The sequence below is a fragment of the Adhaeribacter radiodurans genome (assembly GCF_014075995.1).
Classification (GTDB): Bacteria; Bacteroidota; Bacteroidia; order Cytophagales; family Hymenobacteraceae; genus Adhaeribacter; species Adhaeribacter radiodurans.
In genome coordinates this window covers 545083-566514 of the sequence record NZ_CP055153.1, presented here as the reverse complement: position 1 = coordinate 566514, position 21432 = coordinate 545083, and the positions used below count along the sequence as shown (strand labels likewise).

Below are 21432 nucleotides of genomic sequence, written 5' to 3'. Positions count from 1 at the left end.
TACCTCTCCAACGGTATGAGTACAGCCACCCGCAAATGGGTACTGTTTTCCGGATAGTTCTGTATGCTCGCTCTGCAACTCAGGCCCAATCAGCCGCTGAAGCCGCTTTTAACCGCGTAGACCAGTTAAACCAAGTAATGAGCGACTATATTCCGGATAGCGAACTAAATCAGCTTTCGGTAACAGCAGGTACGGGTAAAAAAGTAAAATTAAGTCCGGACTTGTGGCAGATCTTACAAATTTCACAAGAGGTTGCCCAAAAAACAGAAGGAGCTTTCGATATAACCGTAGGCCCATTGGTGCAACTTTGGCGACGAAGCCGTAGGAAACAGCAACTTCCAAGTCCCGAAGCGTTAGCCAAGGCTAAAGCGGCAACTGGCTACCAGCATTTAATTTTAAATAAGCAACATAAAACCGCGCAATTACTGGTACCCAATATGCAGTTAGATTTGGGCGCCATTGGCAAAGGCTACGCCGTAGATGAAGCCATGGAAGTTTTGCGACAAAATAGAATAAAAATAGCCCTGATAGATGGCGGTGGAAACATCCGGGTAAGTAAAGCGCCACCTGCTACTAAAGGCTGGGAAATTGATTTAAGCATTGGCAACGAAACTAATTACATAGGCGGTAAGCAAATTTATCTGAAACACGGCGGCGTTGCTACTTCCGGTGATTTGTACCAATTTGTAGAGCTAAACGGCCAACGCTATTCGCACATTATTAATCCTTTTACCGGCCTAGGCCTTACGGACCAGCGACTGGTAACCATAATAGCTAAAAACGGCACCGATGCCGATTGGCTTTCTACAGCTTTAAGTGTTTTACCTATAGAGCAAAGTATAGAGTTAGCCAATCACACACCCAAAGCAGCTGCGGCCATTGTAAACAACGTTAGCAGCACTATTAAGCAACATCAATCGCGCCGCTTCCAACTTTTAAAGTGGGTTAAGTAAGTGGGTTAGAATAAAGCACCGTTTATGGTGGAACAGACAGTATATTAAATTTGCTTAACGTACCCCTACTCAGAAGACATACTATTCAAATGAACTTCTTCTTTAGGTTTAAACCATAAACAGAATACTAATTTTACTTGCAAGGGAACGGCATAAGTCTAAACTTTGTGGTATAAGTAAGCGGTTGATGGCAACCTATAAACTAAAATAATATTTACCACATGAACTTAACCAGACGTCCGCGCCGGAACCGGAGAACAGAAGTAATCCGGAACCTGGTTCAGGAAAATAACCTTACCGTTAACGATTTAATATTCCCCATTTTTGTGCTGGAAGGGGAAAACAAGAAAGTAGAAATTACCTCGATACCCGGCATTGCCCGGTACTCTACCGATAGAATGCTCGACGAAATTGCGTCTTGCGTAGACCTTGGCGTGAAAGCCTTTGCACCTTTCCCCAATATTCAGGAAAGTAAAAAAGACCGGTTTGCGTCCGAAAGCTTTAATCCTGAAGGCTTATTTCCTTCTTTTATCCGGGAAGTAAAAAGAAATTTTCCGGACGTGATTTTAGTAACCGATGTGGCTATGGACCCCTACTCTTCCGATGGTCACGACGGTATTGTAGATAATGGCGAAATTTTAAACGATGCGACTTTAGAAATACTGGCCAAAATGGCTTTAGAACAAGCCCGCGCAGGTGCCGATATTATTGCTCCATCCGACATGATGGATGGCCGGGTTGGCTTTATTCGCGAGCAGTTAGATCGAAATGGATTTCAGAATGTAGCTATTATGAGCTATACCGCTAAATATGCAGGTGCTTTCTACGGTCCGTTCCGCGATGCTCTTGATTCTGCCCCAAAATTTGGCGATAAGAAAACGTACCAGATGAACCCCGCGAATAGCCGGGAGGCTTTACTGGAAGCTGAGTTAGACACCGCCGAAGGAGCCGATTATTTAATGGTAAAACCAGCTTTAGCCTATCTGGATATTATTAAACTGTTGCGCGACAATTCACATTTACCCATTGCCGCTTATAATGTAAGCGGTGAGTACGCTATGGTAAAAGCGGCAGCCCAAAATGGTTGGATTGATGGCGAAAAAGCCATGATGGAATGTTTACTAAGTATGAAACGGGCTGGTGCCGATATTATTCTCACTTATTTTGCCAAAGAAGCCGCTCAATATTTAAAAAAAGGCTAACAATTAAGTACCTCCATAAAACAGAAAGGCCAGCTAAATACAGCTGGCCTTTCTGTTTTATGTAATCTTTAACTATTTAAAAGCTGTTTCGCATTAAAAAAAGTAAAAATTTCGCCTAAGAGTTTATCCTCACCACCATATAGGACTTTGCAACTAACTAATGGTTACTAAAATAACCCGATAATAAATAAACTTCTAAAATGCGGAACAGCTGTAAAGTTTAACTTCTAGTATCTAAAGGATTTTCCTTTAACGATTCAAAACACAATAGTATTAAGTAGAAAACCAGTGCTTAACTCTGATTATTTACTAAAATTCAAACTACTTACCTTGAATTAAATAAGTAGATATAAGCGCCTTATATTTAGAGTGGTGATAATAAATAATATCCACTTTTTTAATCACCTAAAAACAGCACCTTCCCCGACTCCATATCGTTGGCTGTAGCAACGGTATACAAATACATTCCCCGATGCACCTGTGCTCCCGTAGATGAGCGGCCATTCCATTGCACAGTGTTGTTACCGGGTTGTTTGCTTTCGTCTAATAAAGTGGTTATAAGCCGCCCCGCCACATCGTAAATTTTAATAATTACCCGGCTTTGCCGCGGTATGGTATACTCAATGGTTATCGGTTTATTTACCGTAAACGGAGAAGGGTAAGCTTTTACCGCAATCTGATCGGTTGCTGCCGGGCTTTCAATATCTACGTTATAATTTACCGTGTATACGCCATTACCGTGGGTTCCTACTGCCACCAGGTTATCTACCGACCGGGATAAAACCATATCCACCGGAACATCGCCAATGGTAGTCTGGCCTTCTTTCAGCCAAATGGTTTGTTCGCCTTGTAAGTTAGCCGTAGCGTATAAGCCGGTACTGGTTCCTACAAAATACTTGGTTTGACCACCGGTTGTAGAAGGTAAAATACTTACCCAACGGGTAGAAGGGCCATTTCCGGTGCCATCAGGTCTTTGTTCTAAATTACCGGCCACTGCTACCCAGGTAGTACCGCCATCTTTGGTTTGAAATAAACTAAGTACCCCATAGTTAGAAAATGTAACTATTACTTCGTTGGCATCGGCTGGATTTACCGCAATACAAGAAATATAACCTGGCGGGAAATTAGTTCCGGTAATAGTAGTTCTGGCTGGAGTGGCTCCTCCCGGGTTGGTTAACTTAAATAACTTGCCATTATCCGTACCAAAATAAACAATATCAGCGGGTGTTTTACTTACTGCTACTGCGGTGATGCGTCGGGATAAAGAAGGATCGACGGTGCTTATGATGCGCCAATTAGGAGTTTCTTCGTTTAAATCCCCTTTGGACAACGGAATAGCTGAAATATCGCTGTTGCGGTACAAGGTATCCCCTTTGGGCAAATACATTACAAATTGGTTATTCGGATCAATAAGGTACGGATTAATAAATTCGTAACCTTCTACTCCCGCTGGATTAAGCTGTGCATAACCTAAAAATTCGTTTGTATTACTAAAAGCGTATCGCACAATAAAACCTTCCTGAGCTGAAACAATCCAGGAATTTTTAGTAATAGCAGTAGTAGCACCATCGCCGAAAAACAAATTACTCCAGTTAGTGGTCGCACTGTTGTTTTGCGTTACCCAAGAGCCGTTATCCTGAAATCCGCCCAGAATATCGTTTTCTTGTTCGTTTAAGTTAATGGCAATACTATAGCATTGGGTGGTAATATATCCCCGGTTTAAATCTTCGTAGCGGATGGAATCGGAAGTATTAATATTATTAGCCCGGCTAAGTCCTCCATCGTGCCCGGAAAGAATCCGGTTTGGGTTAGATGGATAAAATACCAAAGCATGTTGGTCCGGGTGATGGTTGGGATACCAATCTACATTTTCCAGGTAACCACCAATCCAGCGCGTTTGATTACCAGTAGCAAACCCATTTCTGGACACATACAAGTTGGTACCTCCAATAAAAACTATGTTCGGATTATCAGGTTTCACCTGAATAAGCATATTATAATTATCCTGAGCATTGTAATCTCCTATATCTTTCGAAAAATCAGGTACGTTAGCCGATCGATCTTCCCAGGTACCGCCCGCTCCGCTACCATCACCAGAAATATAGGTATATTTCCAGATACTGGCATCAAACTTACCAAAATTGGGAGTATGAGCCAGGAAATAAACTATGTTTTCGTTGGAAGGCGCAATAGCCAGCACAATCCGTTCAAATCCTTCCGGAAATTTAGCTGGGGTTATATTAATCCAGTTGGTGCCTTCCGTTGACCGAAATATGCCTTTTTGGGGTGAGCTGCCGCTACCGCTGGTTGTAATTTCGCTCATGGTAGCATAACGCACTCCTTGACTACTAATGGCAATATCGGTATAACGGGAGTAATTATTACTTTGTACGGCACTGTTCGTGCCTAAGGCATTCGTCCAGGTAGTGCCGCCATTCACGGAACGTTGAATACCGCCAATCGTAGCCACGTATACTTCATCCTGATTAACATTAGCCGGGTTCGTGACCAATCGCCAACTCCACTGAAAAACGTTATTAAAGGTGGTTACGTCGGTAGTTTGTGTAGAGGGTAGAATTTGCCAGGATATTCCATTATTTGTTGATTTATAGATTCCGTTGCCCCGGTAATTGGCCGAAGGCGCTGCTGCCGAATTACCCTCCAACTCGCCGCTGCCATGGTACCAAATATTTGTTTTACCCGGACGCGTGTCTTGCGCTAAGGCGGAAACGCTGTGCAGCATACTAGGTTCCGTTGTTTTTTCCCACGACACGCCATTATCCGTAGAACGCCACATACCACCCGAAACCCCACCGGCTAAAATTACATTCTCGTCGGCCACATCAATAGCTAAGGCCCGCGTACGCCCGCCTACATTATACGGACCACGTTGGTCCCAGTCGGCAATTAGTTGCCTGGCTGCCGGATTTACATTTTTATACTGCAATAAAGCTGTGTTGCGCGGTAATTTAGCAGCAAAGCTTAATTCTTTCGCGCGGATATTTTCCGGAATATCTCCGGTAAACGGATTTTTTAATCTGTCAAATTCATAACGGGCACGGGCACCCGGATCTTCCTCTGAGCCAATTTCAGATTTTACTTTTTTCTTGATGCGGTGAATGTAGTAAGAAGCAGATTGCGCGTCTTTACCCCTCAGCATTGTTTTAGTAGAAAAATAAAACGCACCACAAAAAACAATAAGTAAGAAAAATATAGATAACAGGTAGCGATTCCTAGTTGATGAATGCATTATGCCCAAAAGGTAAGTAATAAAGGAATGTTTTTTTCTAGTCTGAAGTATAAGTTACTGGTATCTACCTAACAATGCAAGCCCAGGTTTTGCCATTTATCAGTTACAAAACCTTACTTTAAAAAGCACTAAAGAAGCATATAGTGACCGCTTAAGGGTTAAGGAATTTGATAAACTGCCACCTGGTACCAAGGCGAAGTGGTGCCAACCATCTCCGCACCCGGTGAAATATCAGCCTGAAAAGAACTACCTATTTTTAAACCGGGTAAAGGGGTGGTCATGTTTGGCAACAGTTTAGCCGAAGGTTGTAAAGAAAAAGTAAAATAAGCGTTTATTTCTTGGTCTACGGCCAGCGTTTGATTAAAGGAATGTCCGTAGCCCAATATCTTTTGAATTTTTACTTTAGCCCGGCAAGGTACCTGACCACAAATACCGGTAACTCCGGCTTCCGGTTCCGGCGAAATAGCAATTACTTTCCCAATGATGCGGCAATGCCCGGGAGAAATAGCCGGCGCCGCTGCTTGCTGGTTACTTTGCTTTATAGGTAAAGGTGGCGCTTTTTTCTTCTCAGGCATTTGGTTTTCGGTAGTAACGGGTAGTTCCGCTTCTGTTTTTTGCTGAGCCGTTAATTTGCAACCCCATAACAATACAACAGACCATAAGCACACAGTTACCCATTTAATAAGTATTTTCATCTAGCTCCTTCTCTTTCTTAAGCAGTTTAACCTTTTGCTTTTAACTCCTGCGCTTCGGTTTATAATGCGAATTATTAAAAATCTTTTGGGCATCTTTTTCCGCCATAAGCTGCGGCAAAGTAACTTCCGGATTTTCTTCCATGTATTTCCGCACAATTTGCCAGCCTACCCACCGGCCAATTCTTCCCGGGCATTTGGCATCAATCTCCGGTACGGTGGGGCGTTCTTCCAGGTATTTGCCCGTTTTAAAATGATTGGTTTCAAAAAGTAAATTTTTCTCTACTAAATGCGCCCAAATTTTACCCTCATTGTATTGCACATCGGCAATTTGCTGGTCCGAGAAACCAATTATGGTAGAATCAGGGGTACAGGGCAAAACATGTTGTGTAAAGTAGTACGACTTTCCGTAATAGATCATCTGAGCCATCATGCGTTTATCGTCTAAATCCGTGGAGTTAAATTTGGCCGATTGCTGCAGCATTACCGCCGGAATTAAATTTTGTGGTTTGTAGCGGTCCAAAATGTAATTGGGTTGTTTAGGTCGATAACTAGCTTTATCACCCACAAAATAATCCAGACCCAGTACAATTATGCTATCGCTCACCACTAAATCCGGCCCCAGTAAGCCCGATACAAAAGTTTGGACCTGCGGTAAGTTTGTTTTCGGATAATAATATTTAATGTGCTTAAATGCCGTTACTAAATCGCGTTGCTGAGGCTCCAGATTACCAAAAGTCTTCTCGGTTTCGGTTACAAATTTACTTAATTGCGGATTGGTAACCAGACCATAAAGGGAGTTTATTAAGTTGTTATCTAAATGGTTAGCATCAACTTGCAGGTACTTCCGAGCGAATAAAGAATTTGCCTGTAAGAAGCGTTGCACATCTTCTTTTGATTTACTGGCGTATAAAGCTTTTTCCAGCCGTTGTATTGGCAGATTAATGTTAATGGCAGCAATTCTGGAATCAATTTCGCAGGATTTTTTCTGGCAACTGAATACCAACAACAAAGAAAGAAAAACAAATATTTGGCTATGTTTTATTAAATACATTTGCTACAAAACTAAACTATTATACTGATAGGCTTTTAATCTGTTTATTTAATTTACAACTATGAAAAAAATTACTTTTATCTGTCTCTTATTGGCTTTTACGTCTACTGCTTTCGCCCAGGAGCTAGAATTAGGCATTAAAATTACACCTTCCATTGCCGGCCAGCGTCTTATTGTACCTTCTAATGTAGACTTTGAAAAAGAAGGTGCTAATTTCCGGTTTGGGTTTGGGGTAATTGCTGATTTATACTTTACCGAAAATGCCGCTTTCTCCACAGGTTTATCTTTTACCGGAAAAGGTGGAAGCGTTTCTTACCCTACTTCATTTATTCAACCTGGCGTTAGTGGTCGTACTACCGACGACATTTCCTTACAATACTTAGAAATTCCACTTACGGTTAAATTATTTACGAACGAGGTGGCTCCCGATATGAGAGTTTATTTCCAGACTGGTTTTTCGCTTAACCCCCGCATGGGAGCAAAGGTTAACGGTGAAAAATTAGACCCAGATAATAAAAAATATTCTAAACACTTCAACGTATTTGATGCGGATGTTATTTTAGGAACCGGCTTGGAATACCAGGTTGGGGAAACTACTAAATTATTCGGTGGTTTATCATATCATCGTGGCTTAGCCAGCATTGATGATTATTATGAAGAAAGAATTAGCGATAAAATTGAAGTAAGAAACAATATTTTTTCTCTTGATTTAGGAGTTAAGTTTTAGAAATAACTTTCTGGTTTAAATTTCTCTTACAATTCTAACTTTGAAGCATTAAAAAACCCGCCGTTTAATTAACGGCGGGTTTTATTTTTATTAATAATGGGTGCTAATTAAACTACTTCGTCTACTGCTTCAAACTTATCTTGTACACTGTTTACTTCTATAGCGCTGGAGTGTACTTCAATTTCTTCGTTACGTTCATCCATTATCTTATATTCCGTTAAGCCCAACGAAGTATCTTTCATAACTCCAATCCATTTATAATAATGGAAGAACCACTTCAGTTGCTTCGAAATCAGGCCCTTGGTGTAATACGCGTGTAAAAACGGATGCACGTAAAGCGTAATGTTCTTCTGATTCTGGTTCGTTAGTAAATCGTCAATAGTATTTTCGATTTCGTCGGTAACCAAAATGCTGGCCGATATTTTACCAGTGCCGTTACAAGTCGGGCAAACTTCGCCAGTAACAATGTTTTGTTCCGGTCGTACGCGCTGGCGGGTAATCTGCATTAACCCAAATTTAGAAATAGGCAAAACCGTTGATTTAGAACGGTCCCTTTTCATCTCTTCTTTTACTACATCAAACACTTTCTGGCGGTTTTCCGCCGATTTCATATCAATAAAATCCGTAACAATTATACCACCTAAATCGCGAAGTCGCATTTGGCGTACAACTTCGCGGGCAGCCGTTAGGTTTACATTGAGGGCGGTTGCTTCCTGATCCGTCTCGGTGTTCGATTTATTTCCGCTGTTCACGTCGATTACGTGTAGCGCTTCGGTGTGTTCAATTACCAGGTAACCTCCACCGGGTATACTTACCGTTTTACCAAACAGCGATTTTAGCTGCTTTTCAATTCCAAACTGCTCAAAGGTTTTTACTTTACCTGAGTAGTGCTTTAAAATCCGGGCTTTATCCGGTGCAATTTTCTCAATATAATTTTTGGTCTCTTCGTACAGTTTGGCACTATCTACCACTATACTGTCGAAGCTTTCGTTTAAAATATCCCGCAGGATGGACGACGATCTTCCTAGTTCGCCGAGAACTTTATCGCGCTCTTTGGCTGTACGTAATACATTAAAGCCTTCTTCCCAATTAGCCACCATGCTCCGCAGATCTTTATCCAGTTCTGCCACATCGCGGCCTTCTGCTACTGTCCGGATAATTACCCCGAAATTTTCGGGCTTAATGGACATAATTAACCGCTTCAGTCGCTGGCGCTCTTCTTTGCTCACAATTTTCTTAGATACGCTCACCGTATTCGAAAACGGAACCAGCACCAGATACCGACCAGCCAACGACAACTCGCACGAGAGTCGCGGCCCCTTGGTAGAAATAGGTTCTTTAACAATTTGTACCAGTAATTGCTGCCCTTTTTTCAGCACATCGCTGATTTTACCGAGCTTATCAATTTCGGGTTCAAATTTATACTGACTTAAACGAGCCGTAGCGTTTTTTTGCGTCTGAGCTACTTTTACGAATTTACTGAGCGATCGAAAATTGACGCCCAAGTCGTGGTAGTGGAGAAAAGCGTCTTTCTCGTATCCAATATCAATAAAAGCAGCATTCAGGCCGGGCATTACTTTTTTAACAGTGCCCAGAAAAATATCTCCTACAGTATAGTTGGTATCATTACGTTCAAAGTGATATTCAACTAATCTTTTATCCTGTAAGAGCGCGATTCGTTCCCCATCCTGAGTAGAATTGATAATTAATTCATTACTCACTATTTTAAGGATTAGGTGTTAACTAAAATACCAAAACCCACGATTGCGCGCTGCAACGTGGGCCTGCAAAAAAATAACAAAGTGCTATTTTTTCTTATGTCTGTTTTTCCGTAGACGTTTTTTTCTTTTGTGAGTAGAGATTTTGTGTCTTTTTCTTTTTTTACCGCAAGGCATAATTTTTTGATTTAATGGATTAAACTTTTTTGATTTTTTGGGTAATCTAACTACAACAGAATTTTTGCTACAGCTAAATTAGTACTATTTTAATTTACTTAATTCATTATCTACCGATGCCTGAAAACCAGGATCATCGCTGAGCGATTTAGCTCTTTTTAAGGCTGTTTCGGCCTCTTGTTTTTTGCCTGCTTCTGCCAATGAAACTCCCAGGTAAAAATTACCTTGTACGTGCTTCGGATTAAGGCTTACTAATTTCTCAAATCGCTCAATAGCTTTATCGTACTGCGTAGATTGAATAGACAAAATACCCAGGTTAAACAAAGCTTTTTCGTTATTTGGATCGGTAGTAATTACTTCCCGTAGCAGGGTAATTCCTTGCATAGGCGACTCACTGGCAATGTAAGTCATGGCTATGTTGGTTTTAGCATCCAGGTTAGCTGGGTTATTTTGCAACACTTTTTCGTACAGGCTCCGGGCTTTTTCTCCTAGTACCTTCGAGCGGTCTTCGGTGGCCGCAAAGCTAAATGCCTCAAAGTATTGATCTGCCGCTTTCTGATATGCTGTTTCACCGGGACGAACCGCTGCTACCTGCTCATAAAAGTAACCAGCACTATCATATTTACTAATTGCCGCGTACTTCTGCCCTAACTGGTTAGCTAGTTTCAGGCGCGCCAAATCATTTTTTTCCAGGTTATATTGCCGCCGCAAAAGATTTAATTCGGCAAGTTGCTGAGGGGTTGCTTCTACGTGAGCTACCTCTTCGGCATCATGGCCTTCGCCGGGGGCGTGCGCATGACCTTCGTGGCTTTCTTCTCCGGAGGCAGGTGCGGTTCCTTTATCGCGAGCCGCACCTGATTTGGAAAGAGCTCCTTGCTTATCTTTGTTTATAATAACTCTGGGCAAAAAAAACATTCCAATAATAAGCGCAATTGCCGCTATTACCACTAAAATTTGAGGTCGGAAGATCGTTTTCAGAAGCTATTATAAATTATTATGATACAAATAAGATAAGTTAACTATTCCCATTTATTGAGAAACAGCTGCTACGTTCAGCTTTTTGCTATTTTTTATTTTCTGAATAAATGTTTTTGAAGGCTTAAAGGAAGGAATAAAGTGCTCATCAATAATAATAGCCGTATTTTTGGAGATGTTACGGGCTACTTTCTTCGCTCTTTTCTTATTGACAAAGCTACCGAATCCTCTCACATAGATATTGTTACCATTAGACATGGAATCTTTCACTACTTTGAAGAATGCTTCAACGGTAGCAGCTACATCCGTTTTCTCAATACCTGTCTTCTCTGCAATCTCTGATATTACTTCTGCTTTAGTCACTGTGGTAAAGTTTGTTTGTTAGTTAAAAAAATAATTAAATAAAATTGTTGCGTTATAAGGCTAACTCTGTCTTTTACTTAGCTTTAAATCGGGGCACAAAGGTACTCCCACTTTTCGATAAGTAAAAACTATTTACTCAAAAAATCATTTTATGCTGTCAGATTGTTGTTAAGCATACTATTTTTAAGTCAAATAATACCATAATGGCGCTTCCTACTCCTGATTATTTTGCCACTACCTTAATAAATTGGTACCAACGTCATCAACGTTCTTTACCTTGGCGCGAAACCAAAGATCCGTACGCTATTTGGCTATCCGAAGTAATTTTACAACAAACCCGGGTGAAACAAGGATTACCTTATTACCTGGATTTTATCTCTGCTTACCCTACTGTTCAGGATTTAGCAGCCGCTCCGCCTGACGAAGTACTCCGCCACTGGCAAGGTCTGGGGTATTATTCCCGGGCCCGCAATATGCACCAAACGGCCATCTATATAACGAAAGAATGTAATGGAATATTTCCTGCTACTTACAATGGTTTATTGCAATTAAAAGGAATTGGTCCGTATACAGCCGCCGCAATTGCTTCTTTTGCTTATAGAGAAAAGGTAGCCGTAGTAGATGGTAACGTGTTTAGGGTACTGGCCAGAGTATTTGGGTTGGCCGAAAACATTGCTAGTCCGGCCGGTAAAAAAGCCTTTCAGGTACTCGCCGATTCGTTAATTCCCGCTGATCACCCGGATACTTATAACCAAGCCATTATGGAATTTGGGGCTATCCAATGCACCCCATTAATGCCCGATTGCTTGTTTTGTCCTTTCCAGCAGGTGTGCTACGCGTTTCAGCACGGCCTGGTAGAAGCCTTACCGCATAAAGTTAAAAATAAAGGCAGCCGCTTGCGATATTTCCATTATCTGGTGTTTCGACACGAGCAAACGTATTATTTAAAAAAGCGAACGGAAAGTGATATTTGGCAGGGGCTCTACGATTTTTATTTATTACCCGAAGAGGAAGCTGCTTTTTCCCCGGAAAGTATCCGGCAACAAGTATCCAGTCTGGAACCTTCTATAGATTATAAATATATTCAGGAACCCATTAAAACGTATAAACGTACTTTAAGTCACCAGAAAATAGTAGCCAAATTTTATCTGATAGAACTAAATTTCCGTTTAAGGGAGAAAAGCCTGGAATCAACTGACTTAGTGGCTTATTCGAAAGATGAAATTGAGCAATTACCTAAATCTGTCCTTATCAGCCAATATTTGCAGGATACCGGATTTTAATTATATTTAAACTTAACTTTAGTTTTGTAAACCTAAACGCGTTTTCTATGGCAAGTGTAAACAAAGTAATTTTAGTAGGTAATTTGGGCAAAGATCCGGAAGTACGGCATCTGGAAGGCGGCGTAGCTGTAGCTCGTTTTCCGATTGCTACTTCTGAGACTTTTAAAGATAAAAATGGCGAAAAGCAGGAACGCACCGAGTGGCACAACATTGTGGTATGGCGTGGTTTAGCTGAAGTAGCCGAGAAATACTTAAAAAAAGGGCAATCAGTTTACATTGAAGGTAAAATCAGAACGAACAATTATCAGGATAAAGAAGGTATTCAGCGTTACTCCACCGAAATAGTAGCCGATAACATGACTATGTTAGGTGGCCGGACCGATGCCGGAGCAAATAACAGCAACCCGGAAACGGCTGGTTCGAGTTCAGGCGGGCGGGCTGAAGCGCCGGCCTTTGAGGGTGAACCAGATGATTTGCCCTTTTAACCCGATGTTCCACTAAACAGCTTTACTTTGGAAAATATTGATTCGGGCGGCGACCCTGAGAGTAAAAGTTTTATAGTACTCTCCTTACTTTTAATCCTTCCCGATTTTTCGGGCTTGTTGCCGTATCTTACTTTCATTTGCATTATTTTTTTACTAACAGCCTCAGCCCTGGTTTCGGGAGCTGAGGTTGCATTTTTCTCCTTATCCGAAAACGACCTGATACTTTGCCGGCAAAGCCCGAAGCGCTCGATACATCTGATACCAGTTTTACTGGAAAACCCGCGCCGGTTGCTTACTACTCTATTGGTACTCGATACTATTATTAATTTGAGTATTGTTATTATTAGTTTGCATCTTTTTTGGGAGGTAGTTGCTTTGCCCACTATTAACATGGGCATGTTATTAGGCTTTACCTTACTATTTACCTTGGCAATTGCTTTTTTTGGCGAAGTATTACCAAAAGTATATGCCAATCAGAAGAACCTGATTACGGCGCAACGAATGACGGGCGTAGTAAATACGGCACAAAATTTACTTTCTCCGCTTGTTTCATTGCTTTTATACATTACTCAAGCCATCGAGAACCGATATCGTCATCGGCCCACTACCCAAATTATTGAAGAACTACAGCAAGCCATTGAAGAAGCTAGCACCCCTGAAACTACCCACGAAGAAAAAGAAATCCTGAAAGGGATTGTTAATTTTGGTTCGCTTACGGTAAAACAAGTAATGCGCTCCCGCATGGATATTGCTGCTTTTGATATTACCCAAAAACTCGCCGAAATTATTCCGTTAATTAACCAGTATGAGTACTCCCGGATTCCGGTTTACAACGGCAGCATTGACCAGATAGAAGGCATTTTATACGTAAAAGATTTGCTTCCGCATTTAGATGCCAGCCCTGACTTTATTTGGCAAACCTTAATCCGGCCGCCGTATTTTGTACCGGAAATTAAAAAAGTAGATGATTTACTAAAAGATTTTCAGGAGCGCCACGTTCATATGGCTATTGTTGTAGATGAATACGGCGGCACGTCGGGTTTGTTAACCTTTGAAGATGTAATTGAAGAAATTGTGGGCGATATTAAAGATGAATTTGACGAAGAAGACGAAATTGTTTATTCGCAAATCAACGAAAACACCTATATCTTTGAAGGGAAAACCTCGCTGGCCGATTTCTGCCGGATTATTGGTAGTACTACCGATATTTTTGAGCCGGTAAGAGGTAAAAACGAATCAATAGGAGGTTTAATGATTGAGTTATTTTCTAAAATTCCGCAGGATGGCGAAGATACTGAATTTGATAAATTTAAGTTTGTAATAGAATCAGCGGATAACAAACACGTTAAACGTGTAAAAGTATATGTGGGCGAAAGCAAGGAAAATATTTCATCGGTGGCTTAAGCAACCAGTTTTGCTGTTGTGCTTAGGTTCTTTTGTTTTCTATTCGTGCTCCGAAGAGTTTACTCCTAAACCTAAAGGCTACAACCGCATTGATTTACCGGTGCCAAAGTACCGGCCGCTTACCGAAAAACATCCATATTATTTCGAATATTCGGTATACAGTAAAATCCGGCCAGACTCCTCTCGGCTGGCAGAACCACATTGGATTAACGTGTTTTACCCTCGTTTTAACGCCAATGTGCAGCTTACCTATCGAACTATTAACCATAATCAAAAGACCTTTAATGCGCTTATCGAAGATGCTCGCCGCTTAACCTCCAAGCACCAGATAAAGGCCGAAGGAATTACGGAAGCAGTAATAAAAACTCCTACAGGCAAAACCGCTAATTTATTTGAACTAAGCGGCGAAGTTCCCAGCCAATTTCAGTTCTATGTAACCGATTCTACGGAGCGATTTTTCCGGGGTGCCTTGTATTTTCGTACCGCTACCGCCAACGACTCGCTGGCTCCAGTAATTGAATACATTAAAAAGGACATTGTTCATATGCTCAACACTTTGGAGTGGAGGTAAACAATTTAAGAATTTGAAATTAAAAATTATGAATTAGAAATTTAAAAACTATTTGATATTGATTGAAAATTAAAAAAGCAAATGCTATAATATCAAGGAATGAAATCTTCTTGTTTAGATTCATTTCCAATTTTTAATTTCTAATACATAATTTAAAAGAGTGTCTAACTTTTTCCGTACTAAAATTGAGTTTCTGAAAGGCATAGGTCCGCAAAGAGCAATTTTGTTGCAAACAGAACTTACTATTTTTACGTACGGCGATTTAATTCAGCATTATCCTTTCCGCTATCTTGATAGGACCCAGGTTTATAAAATCTCTGACCTCGACGAAGGTTTGCCTTTTGTGCAGATTAAAGGGTTTGTAAAATCAAAAGAGTTACTAGGGGAAGGCCGCAAACAGCGCTTATCGGTTATAGTACAAGATAGTACCGGTGAATTAGAATTGGTTTGGTTTAAAGGCGTTAAATGGATGCAAACGCAACTCCAAAAAAGCTTGGAGTATGTTATTTTTGGTAAGCCTACATTTTTTAACAGCCGCCTGAATATGGCCCATCCGGAGATAGAAGCTGTAAGCGAAATAAAAGCTGATCAAAGTTTTCTGCAACCGGTTTACAATACCACCGAAAAACTTAAAAATCACCGTATTGATAGTAAGGCCATTAGCCGCATGATGGCCGAATTGCTAAAGCTGGCTCAACCGCAGGTAAAAGAAACTTTGCCTTTTAGTTTGTTGGACCGGTATCGCATGATTTCGAAGCTAGATGCCTTACAGAACATTCATTTTCCGGCATCAACCGAAAAGCTTACTGCAGCCCGCTTCCGACTTAAATTTGAAGAGTTGTTTTATGTACAACTAAAGTTACTTCGGCAGAAAACAGTGCGTAAAGCCGAACTTAAAGGTCAGGTTTTTAAACAAGTGCCTACTCTTACGGAGTTTTATAATAACCATTTAGCTTTTGATTTAACCAATGCTCAAAAAAGAGTAGTTAAAGAAATTTACAAAGATTTAGGCGCTGGCAAACAAATGAACCGGCTCTTGCAAGGCGATGTAGGTAGTGGTAAAACCATTGTGGCTTTTATTGCTATGCTCATTGCCTACGACAACGGCGCTCAATCTTGTTTAATGGCTCCCACCGAGATTCTGGCCGATCAGCATTATGTAGGTTTAAAGCAATACGCTGATAAATTAGGTATTTTAATAGGCAAACTTACCGGCTCTACCAAGCAGAGCGAACGCAGAATTTTGCACGAACAACTGCAATCGGGCGAAATGAAAATGATTGTAGGTACTCATGCGCTGCTCGAAGATGTAGTAAAGTTCCAGAACCTGGGCCTTTGCATAATTGACGAGCAACACCGGTTTGGGGTAGCCCAACGCTCCAAACTTTGGCAGAAAAATCCATGGATTATACCCCACGTGCTCGTTATGACGGCTACTCCTATTCCGCGCACTTTAGCCATGACCTTGTATGGCGATTTGGATGTATCGGTAATTGATGAGTTGCCCGCCGGCCGAAAAGAAATAATTACGGTGCACCGCTACGATGCGCACCGGTTGCGGGTATTCGGCTTCTTGCGTGAACAAATAAAACTGGGTCGCCAGGTCTACATTGTGTATCCACTTATCGAAGAATCCGAAACAATGGATTACAAAGATTTAATGGATGGTTACGAAAGCGTGACGCGGGCATTTCCGGAATACCAGATTAGCATGGTGCACGGCAAAATGAAGCCGCAGGACAAAGATTTTGAAATGCAGCGCTTCGTAAAAAACGAAACTCATATTATGGTAGCTACTACTGTAATTGAAGTGGGGGTAAATGTGCCTAATGCTTCGGTTATGATAATTGAAAGTGCCGAACGGTTTGGTTTATCGCAACTACATCAATTACGCGGGCGCGTAGGACGGGGAGCCGAGCAAAGCTACTGCATATTAATGACCAGTTACAAACTAAGCAAGGAAAGTAAAATTCGCTTAGAAACAATGGTTCGCACGAACAACGGTTTTGAAATTGCGGATATAGATTTAAAACTCCGTGGACCGGGAGATTTAATGGGCACGCAACAAAGTGGAGTATTAGATTTATTAATTGCTGATTTAGCAAAAGATGCTAAAATTTTGCAGGAATCAAGGGCAGCAGCTCTGGAAATTTTAGAAATGGATCCGGAATTAGCTTTGCCTGAACACGAGAATATAAAGCAGCACATTCAATCGCTACAAGCAAATACCGTAAACTGGAGCAGAATAAGTTAAAAGGAAAGTATTATTTCTGGCTGATATAAAATTGCTGAATAGGTGAATTTACTACTTTAGTAAAATTATTATCACTTACAGGGTAAGTAGCAGGAATGCTTTCTTTGTTTGCTTTAGCGGTAAGGTGCCAGTTTTGCTTATCTAAGCGACTTACAACCATTAAACTTACTAATAACAACAACTTAAGTATAGATTTCATATAAGGTTTGGTCTGTTTACAACTAGAGCTTTACTAATATTTTTAAGAATAAATTTAAAAATATTAGCTAGTTAACTGTAAATATCTGTTTGTTGATTTCATCTTGAAGGTAAAAAGTTGTTACCTATTCACTTTTAAAAGCTTTGGCAATATAATTTAATCAATAACCTTCCGGACTCAAAATCACACAAAAAAAGTAAGTAATACTATTATTTACTTTGAGCTATAAAGGTAATAAGCTCCATTCATACAATTCCCATCACATAAGAATATTCCTATAACTTTCTTAGTATTTTCCTCTTAATTTAGTAATTAATCAAATTATTTTTTTATAACATTCCTTCTTATCCTATCTTCAGGTAATAATTTATTAATACTACTCTATTTTATCTTCAACAAAAAGCATTATAATTTTAAAATATTCAATAACAGAGAATTTAATAGCTGCTTGCTTTTTACAATCTTAAAATAGAATATTACTTCATTATCTTTAGCTTAAATTTAGCTCAAACATAATTTTTAAAGTATTAACAACGTGCATGTTCGGCCTTATTAAATACTATAATTTAGAAGTTTGTCTAACAAGTTAAAATATCAAAATTTCCGCATTAGCAAAAAAGCCAACTCCTAATTTAGGAGCCGGCTTTTAAAGCATTTTTTAGTACGTTTAGTAAATAAATTGGTTCTGTTGAATCATCTCCGAAGCAATGCGGCGCCGGGCTTCTTTGATGTTAAATGGTTCGGCTTTGGTAAACCGTTTAATGCCGATGAATAACAATTTATATTCATCGCCTTCGGCCATGGCGGCTATAGCTTCTTTACCTGCTAAGTAAATACCATCCAACGCATCGTATAAATACACCAGAGCCATATCCTTTTGGCGAGCAGCTGCTTCTTCCCCCTTCAGATTAATGAGTTTTTCTACCCGCAATAAGGTTGATTCAGCGATGTAAGTTTGTATGGCCATATCGGCAATGTTCATGAGTACTTCCTGTTCTTTTTCCAGGGTCATCATAAACTTTTGTACCGCCGTGCCCGCTACCAGCAAAATAGCTTTTTTCATGTTCCGGATAATTTTCTTTTCGGCTACAAACAGGCCTTCTTCCTCTTCGCCAAAATCCGGAATACTCATAAGTTCGTCCTGAATGGCTTTGGCCGGGCTCATCAGATCCAACTCCCCTTTTAACGCTTTTTTCAGGAGCATATCCACGGTAAGCATACGATTAATTTCGTTGGTACCTTCAAAGATGCGGTTAATACGGGCATCGCGGTAAGCACGATCCATAGGATAATCAGCCGAATACCCGTAACCACCATAAATCTGTACGCCTTCATCTACCACATAATCTAACGTTTCGGAACCGTCTACTTTTAACATGGCCGCTTCTACGGCAAATTCTTTTGCGGCTCCTAACAAAGCTTCGGCGAATGGTTTGCCCGCGGCTAGTAATTCTTGTTCTTTCAGGTAAATGTCATTACCCGTGCGGTATAAAGCGGATTCGCTGGCAAATATCCGGGTAGCCATTTGGCCTAATTTATGGCGGATAGCCCCAAATTTTGAAATCGGAATTTTAAATTGAGAGCGTTCATTGGCATATTTCACCGCCAGATTAATTACTTTTTTAGAAGCTCCCAAGGTAGCGGCAGCTAATTTAATCCGGCCTAGGTTTAGAATATTAAACGCAATTAAATGGCCTTTACTAATTTGCCCGAGCACGTTTTCTTTAGGCACTAAGCAATCGGTTAGAAAAACCTGGCGGGTAGAAGAGCCTTTAATACCCATCTTATGTTCTTCGTTACCCAAACTAAAACCGGGAAAATCTTTTTCCACGATAAAGCCGGTAAACTTATCACCATCTACCTGAGCAAAAACAATAAAAACTTGCGCAAAACCGGCATTGGTAATCCACATTTTCTGTCCGTTCAGAACGTAATTTTCCCCGCCGGCATCCAATACCGCTTTGGTTTTAGCGGCTAATGCATCGGAACCGGAGCCTGGTTCGGTGAGGCAATAAGCCGCAACCCACTCCCCACTGGATAATTTTGGTAAGTACTTTTGCTTTTGTTCTTCGGTACCAAAATACAGAATAGGCAGCATGCCAATACCAGTGTGGGCGGCAAAAGCAACCGGGAACGAATGTCCGCCTCCTACCGATTCTGTTACCAGCAACGACGTGTTAAAGTCTTTATCAAAGCCACCGTATTCTTCGGGTAAGGATAAAGCAAACAAACCTAGTTCACCGGCCTGTTGCATCAACCCTTCCATCAACCCTTCTTCGTGGTTATCCAGCCGGTCTAGCAGTGGCTCCACTTGCGTTTGTACAAATTCTTTGGCCGTTTCGGCCATCATGCGTTGCTCTTCGTTAAATTCCTCCGGAATAAATACATCGGCCGCCGGAGTTTCTTTTATCAAGAACTCGCCGCCATTTAGGGTTTTATTAGCTACTTCCATGTTATTAGATGTTAGACATAGGAATAAGGATGTTAGACTGTTTTATTTAACGATGCTTTAAAAGCATTTATCATTTTCTGAATTCGTTGAATCTGATTTATAATTTCATCAAAATTTTTCTTTTGTATAAACCCGAAAGAATGAGCTAAGATTAATTGTGTTTCTAGTTCAAAAGCAGAACCAAGTGCGATTCCTAAAAACTGAAGAAATTCTTTATTAGAGTTTCTTCAGTTTTTAGGAATCGCACCTTCAGCTATGTTAGAGGCAATAGAAACAACGGATCTATTTATTTGCGATGTTAGACTAAACTTCTCATTAGCTGGAAAATTCGCCGTTTCCAAGTATACTGCTTTTGCTATTTGTATAGATTCTTGCCATATCCTTAGTTCCCGAAAATTGTGCATATAATAGTCTTTTGTCCAACATCCTTTGTCCTATATCTAATCAACTCAAAAGTTCATAAATCCCCGCCACTCCCTGACCACCGCCTACGCAGGCAGTAACCAGGCCGTACTTTTGCTTCCGGCGGCGGAGTTCGTGCCATTGCTGGATGCTCAATTTAGCCCCGGAGCAACCTAATGGGTGGCCGGTTGCAATAGCGCCACCACTCACATTTAACTTTTCTTCCGGAATATCCAGATGGCGGACTACAGCTAAGGTTTGAGCGGCAAAGGCTTCGTTAATTTCAAAAAGGTCAATATCATTCAAGTGCAAACCGGCTTGTTTAATGGCTTTAGGTACCGCCACAATAGGCCCCATACCCATAATGCGCGGGTCTACTCCGCCTGTTGCGTAAGTAACCATGCGGGCAATAGGCTCCAGATTTAATTCTTTTACCAGGCGCTCGCTCATGACGATTACAAAAGCAGCGCCATCCGAAGTTTGCGAAGCGTTGCCAGCCGTTACGGTACCATTTTGCGCAAATACCGGTTTTAGCTTGGCTAGTTTTTCTAAGGAAGTATCGGCCCGGGGACCTTCGTCGGTATCTACCACAAAGGAGCGGGTTTTCTTCTTACCATTCTCATCCACATAGGTTTCTTCGATGGTGATGGGCACAATTTGCTCCTGGAACAAACCGGCTTCAATGGCTTTTATCGCTTTTTGGTGCGAGTTATAAGAGAATTCGTCCTGGTCTTCGCGCGAAACGTTGTAATCCTTTGCTACTGCTTCGGCGGTTAAACCCATGCTTAAGAAATACTCCGGGTGCTTTACGGCTAAGTTGTAATTAGGAGCCGTTTTAAAACCTACTGTTGGTACCAGCGACATAGATTCGGTACCGCCGGCAATAATGCAATCCGAAATACCGGCGGCAATTTTACTACAGGCAATCGCAATGGTTTCAATACCGGAGCCACAGTAGCGGTTTACCGTCATCCCAGACACGCTGGTAGGTAACGCTAATAAGGCGATCATTCGGCCCATTTGTAAACCTTGTTCTGCTTCCGGGACCGCATTTCCTACAATTAAATCATCAACTCGCTCGGAGTCTAACTGAGGCACCGAAGCCAGTAAATGCTTAATGACATCGGCAGCTAAGTCGTCGGGGCGGGTAAACCGGAAGCCGCCCCGGTTTGCTTTGGTAATAGCCGAACGATAACCGGCTACGATATAGGCATTTTGCATATTTTTAGATGTTAGATATTTGATATTGGAGATTAGATTATCCGTTATAA

General features: G+C 41.0%; 17 protein-coding genes and 1 pseudogene. 8 read left to right on the top strand and 10 right to left on the bottom strand.

The genetic code is table 11. From position 1 onward, the window contains the following. Nucleotides 1-35 precede the first annotated feature (35 nt). Nucleotides 36-953 (top strand): FAD:protein FMN transferase, encoded by a 918-nt coding sequence (locus HUW48_RS02870; protein WP_182414239.1) that lies wholly within the window; start codon nucleotides 36-38, stop codon nucleotides 951-953. A gap of 221 nt (nucleotides 954-1174) precedes the next feature. Continuing rightward, nucleotides 1175-2155, top strand: coding sequence for a porphobilinogen synthase (gene hemB / locus HUW48_RS02865; RefSeq protein ID WP_182414238.1), 981 nt, complete (start codon nucleotides 1175-1177; stop codon nucleotides 2153-2155). Between the two features lie 397 nt (nucleotides 2156-2552). On the opposite strand, the gene HUW48_RS02860 is transcribed toward hemB, so the two are convergent. From HUW48_RS02860 to gldB, 3 genes are all read right to left on the bottom strand, one after another. Then, nucleotides 2553-5315: a WD40/YVTN/BNR-like repeat-containing protein gene (locus tag HUW48_RS02860; protein ID WP_182414237.1), complete on the bottom strand. Its 2763-nt coding sequence runs from the start codon at nucleotides 5313-5315 to the stop codon at nucleotides 2553-2555. A 248-nt stretch (nucleotides 5316-5563) separates the two neighbouring features. Further along, nucleotides 5564-6100 (bottom strand): hypothetical protein, encoded by a 537-nt coding sequence (locus HUW48_RS02855; protein ID WP_182414236.1) that lies wholly within the window; start codon nucleotides 6098-6100, stop codon nucleotides 5564-5566. Nucleotides 6101-6140: 40 nt separating this feature from the next. Beyond that, nucleotides 6141-7151 carry a gliding motility lipoprotein GldB gene (gene gldB / locus HUW48_RS02850; RefSeq protein WP_246343671.1) on the bottom strand — a complete coding sequence of 337 codons (1011 nt, stop codon included), beginning with the start codon at nucleotides 7149-7151 and terminating at the stop codon, nucleotides 6141-6143. 61 nt (nucleotides 7152-7212) lie between these two features. On the opposite strand from gldB, the gene HUW48_RS02845 reads away from it, so the two are divergent. Beyond that, the gene (locus HUW48_RS02845) at nucleotides 7213-7878 is read left to right on the top strand and encodes a porin family protein (protein ID WP_182414235.1); all 666 of its coding nucleotides are present in this window, start codon (nucleotides 7213-7215) and stop codon (nucleotides 7876-7878) included. Between the two features lie 107 nt (nucleotides 7879-7985). On the opposite strand, the gene HUW48_RS02840 is transcribed toward HUW48_RS02845, so the two are convergent. The 3 genes from HUW48_RS02840 to HUW48_RS02830 form a co-directional block, all read right to left on the bottom strand. Further along, entirely contained in the window at nucleotides 7986-9599 is a 1614-nt protein-coding gene (locus HUW48_RS02840; RefSeq protein WP_182414234.1) for an Rne/Rng family ribonuclease, read from the bottom strand. Between the two features lie 258 nt (nucleotides 9600-9857). Then, entirely contained in the window at nucleotides 9858-10688 is an 831-nt protein-coding gene (locus HUW48_RS02835; protein WP_182414233.1) for a tetratricopeptide repeat protein, read from the bottom strand. A gap of 114 nt (nucleotides 10689-10802) precedes the next feature. Next, nucleotides 10803-11111: an HU family DNA-binding protein gene (locus HUW48_RS02830; protein ID WP_182414232.1), complete on the bottom strand. Its 309-nt coding sequence runs from the start codon at nucleotides 11109-11111 to the stop codon at nucleotides 10803-10805. A gap of 203 nt (nucleotides 11112-11314) precedes the next feature. Between HUW48_RS02830 and mutY the strand changes: the two genes are divergently transcribed. The 5 genes from mutY (at nucleotide 11315) to recG (ending at nucleotide 17108) form a co-directional block, all read left to right on the top strand. Then, nucleotides 11315-12394: an A/G-specific adenine glycosylase gene (gene mutY / locus HUW48_RS02825; RefSeq protein ID WP_182414231.1), complete on the top strand. Its 1080-nt coding sequence runs from the start codon at nucleotides 11315-11317 to the stop codon at nucleotides 12392-12394. Nucleotides 12395-12441: 47 nt separating this feature from the next. Further along, nucleotides 12442-12879: a single-stranded DNA-binding protein gene (locus HUW48_RS02820; RefSeq protein ID WP_182414230.1), complete on the top strand. Its 438-nt coding sequence runs from the start codon at nucleotides 12442-12444 to the stop codon at nucleotides 12877-12879. Between the two features lie 27 nt (nucleotides 12880-12906). Beyond that, the gene (gene gldE / locus HUW48_RS02815; protein WP_246343669.1) at nucleotides 12907-14283 is read left to right on the top strand and encodes a gliding motility-associated protein GldE; all 1377 of its coding nucleotides are present in this window, start codon (nucleotides 12907-12909) and stop codon (nucleotides 14281-14283) included. After that, nucleotides 14243-14854, top strand: a complete 612-nt coding sequence (gldD, locus tag HUW48_RS02810) for a gliding motility lipoprotein GldD (protein WP_182414229.1) — start codon at nucleotides 14243-14245, stop codon at nucleotides 14852-14854. The genes gldE and gldD overlap by 41 nt, the downstream gene beginning before the upstream one ends. A gap of 160 nt (nucleotides 14855-15014) precedes the next feature. Continuing rightward, nucleotides 15015-17108: an ATP-dependent DNA helicase RecG gene (recG, locus tag HUW48_RS02805; RefSeq protein WP_182414228.1), complete on the top strand. Its 2094-nt coding sequence runs from the start codon at nucleotides 15015-15017 to the stop codon at nucleotides 17106-17108. Nucleotides 17109-17118: 10 nt separating this feature from the next. Here the strand turns inward: recG and HUW48_RS02800 are convergent, their stop codons facing one another. The 4 genes and pseudogenes from HUW48_RS02800 to HUW48_RS02785 all read right to left on the bottom strand — a co-directional run bounded on the left by HUW48_RS02800 (nucleotide 17119) and on the right by HUW48_RS02785 (nucleotide 21382). Continuing rightward, nucleotides 17119-17307, bottom strand: a complete 189-nt coding sequence (locus tag HUW48_RS02800) for a hypothetical protein (RefSeq protein WP_182414227.1) — start codon at nucleotides 17305-17307, stop codon at nucleotides 17119-17121. Nucleotides 17308-17974: 667 nt separating this feature from the next. After that, nucleotides 17975-19759: an acyl-CoA dehydrogenase family protein gene (locus HUW48_RS02795; RefSeq protein WP_182414226.1), complete on the bottom strand. Its 1785-nt coding sequence runs from the start codon at nucleotides 19757-19759 to the stop codon at nucleotides 17975-17977. A 32-nt stretch (nucleotides 19760-19791) separates the two neighbouring features. Beyond that, nucleotides 19792-20163, bottom strand: a pseudogene (locus HUW48_RS02790) (four helix bundle protein). Between the two features lie 40 nt (nucleotides 20164-20203). Continuing rightward, entirely contained in the window at nucleotides 20204-21382 is a 1179-nt protein-coding gene (locus HUW48_RS02785; RefSeq protein ID WP_182414225.1) for a thiolase family protein, read from the bottom strand. Nucleotides 21383-21432 lie beyond the last annotated feature (50 nt).

Excerpts from the sequence above, each read along its gene's own strand:
- HUW48_RS02870 (WP_182414239.1), top strand. The coding sequence starts at position 36 with ATGGGTACTGTTTTCCGGATAGTTCTGTATGCTCGCTCTGCAACTCAG.
- hemB (WP_182414238.1), top strand. The coding sequence starts at position 1,175 with ATGAACTTAACCAGACGTCCGCGCCGGAACCGGAGAACAGAAGTAATC.
- HUW48_RS02860 (WP_182414237.1), bottom strand. The coding sequence starts at position 5,315 with ATGCTGAGGGGTAAAGACGCGCAATCTGCTTCTTACTACATTCACCGC.
- HUW48_RS02855 (WP_182414236.1), bottom strand. The coding sequence starts at position 6,100 with ATGAAAATACTTATTAAATGGGTAACTGTGTGCTTATGGTCTGTTGTA.
- gldB (WP_246343671.1), bottom strand. The coding sequence starts at position 7,151 with ATGTATTTAATAAAACATAGCCAAATATTTGTTTTTCTTTCTTTGTTG.
- HUW48_RS02845 (WP_182414235.1), top strand. The coding sequence starts at position 7,213 with ATGAAAAAAATTACTTTTATCTGTCTCTTATTGGCTTTTACGTCTACT.
- HUW48_RS02835 (WP_182414233.1), bottom strand. The coding sequence starts at position 10,688 with ATGTTTTTTTTGCCCAGAGTTATTATAAACAAAGATAAGCAAGGAGCT.
- mutY (WP_182414231.1), top strand. The coding sequence starts at position 11,315 with ATGGCGCTTCCTACTCCTGATTATTTTGCCACTACCTTAATAAATTGG.
- HUW48_RS02820 (WP_182414230.1), top strand. The coding sequence starts at position 12,442 with ATGGCAAGTGTAAACAAAGTAATTTTAGTAGGTAATTTGGGCAAAGAT.
- gldD (WP_182414229.1), top strand. The coding sequence starts at position 14,243 with ATGTGGGCGAAAGCAAGGAAAATATTTCATCGGTGGCTTAAGCAACCA.
- HUW48_RS02800 (WP_182414227.1), bottom strand. The coding sequence starts at position 17,307 with ATGAAATCTATACTTAAGTTGTTGTTATTAGTAAGTTTAATGGTTGTA.
- HUW48_RS02795 (WP_182414226.1), bottom strand. The coding sequence starts at position 19,759 with ATGGAAGTAGCTAATAAAACCCTAAATGGCGGCGAGTTCTTGATAAAA.
- HUW48_RS02785 (WP_182414225.1), bottom strand. The coding sequence starts at position 21,382 with ATGCAAAATGCCTATATCGTAGCCGGTTATCGTTCGGCTATTACCAAA.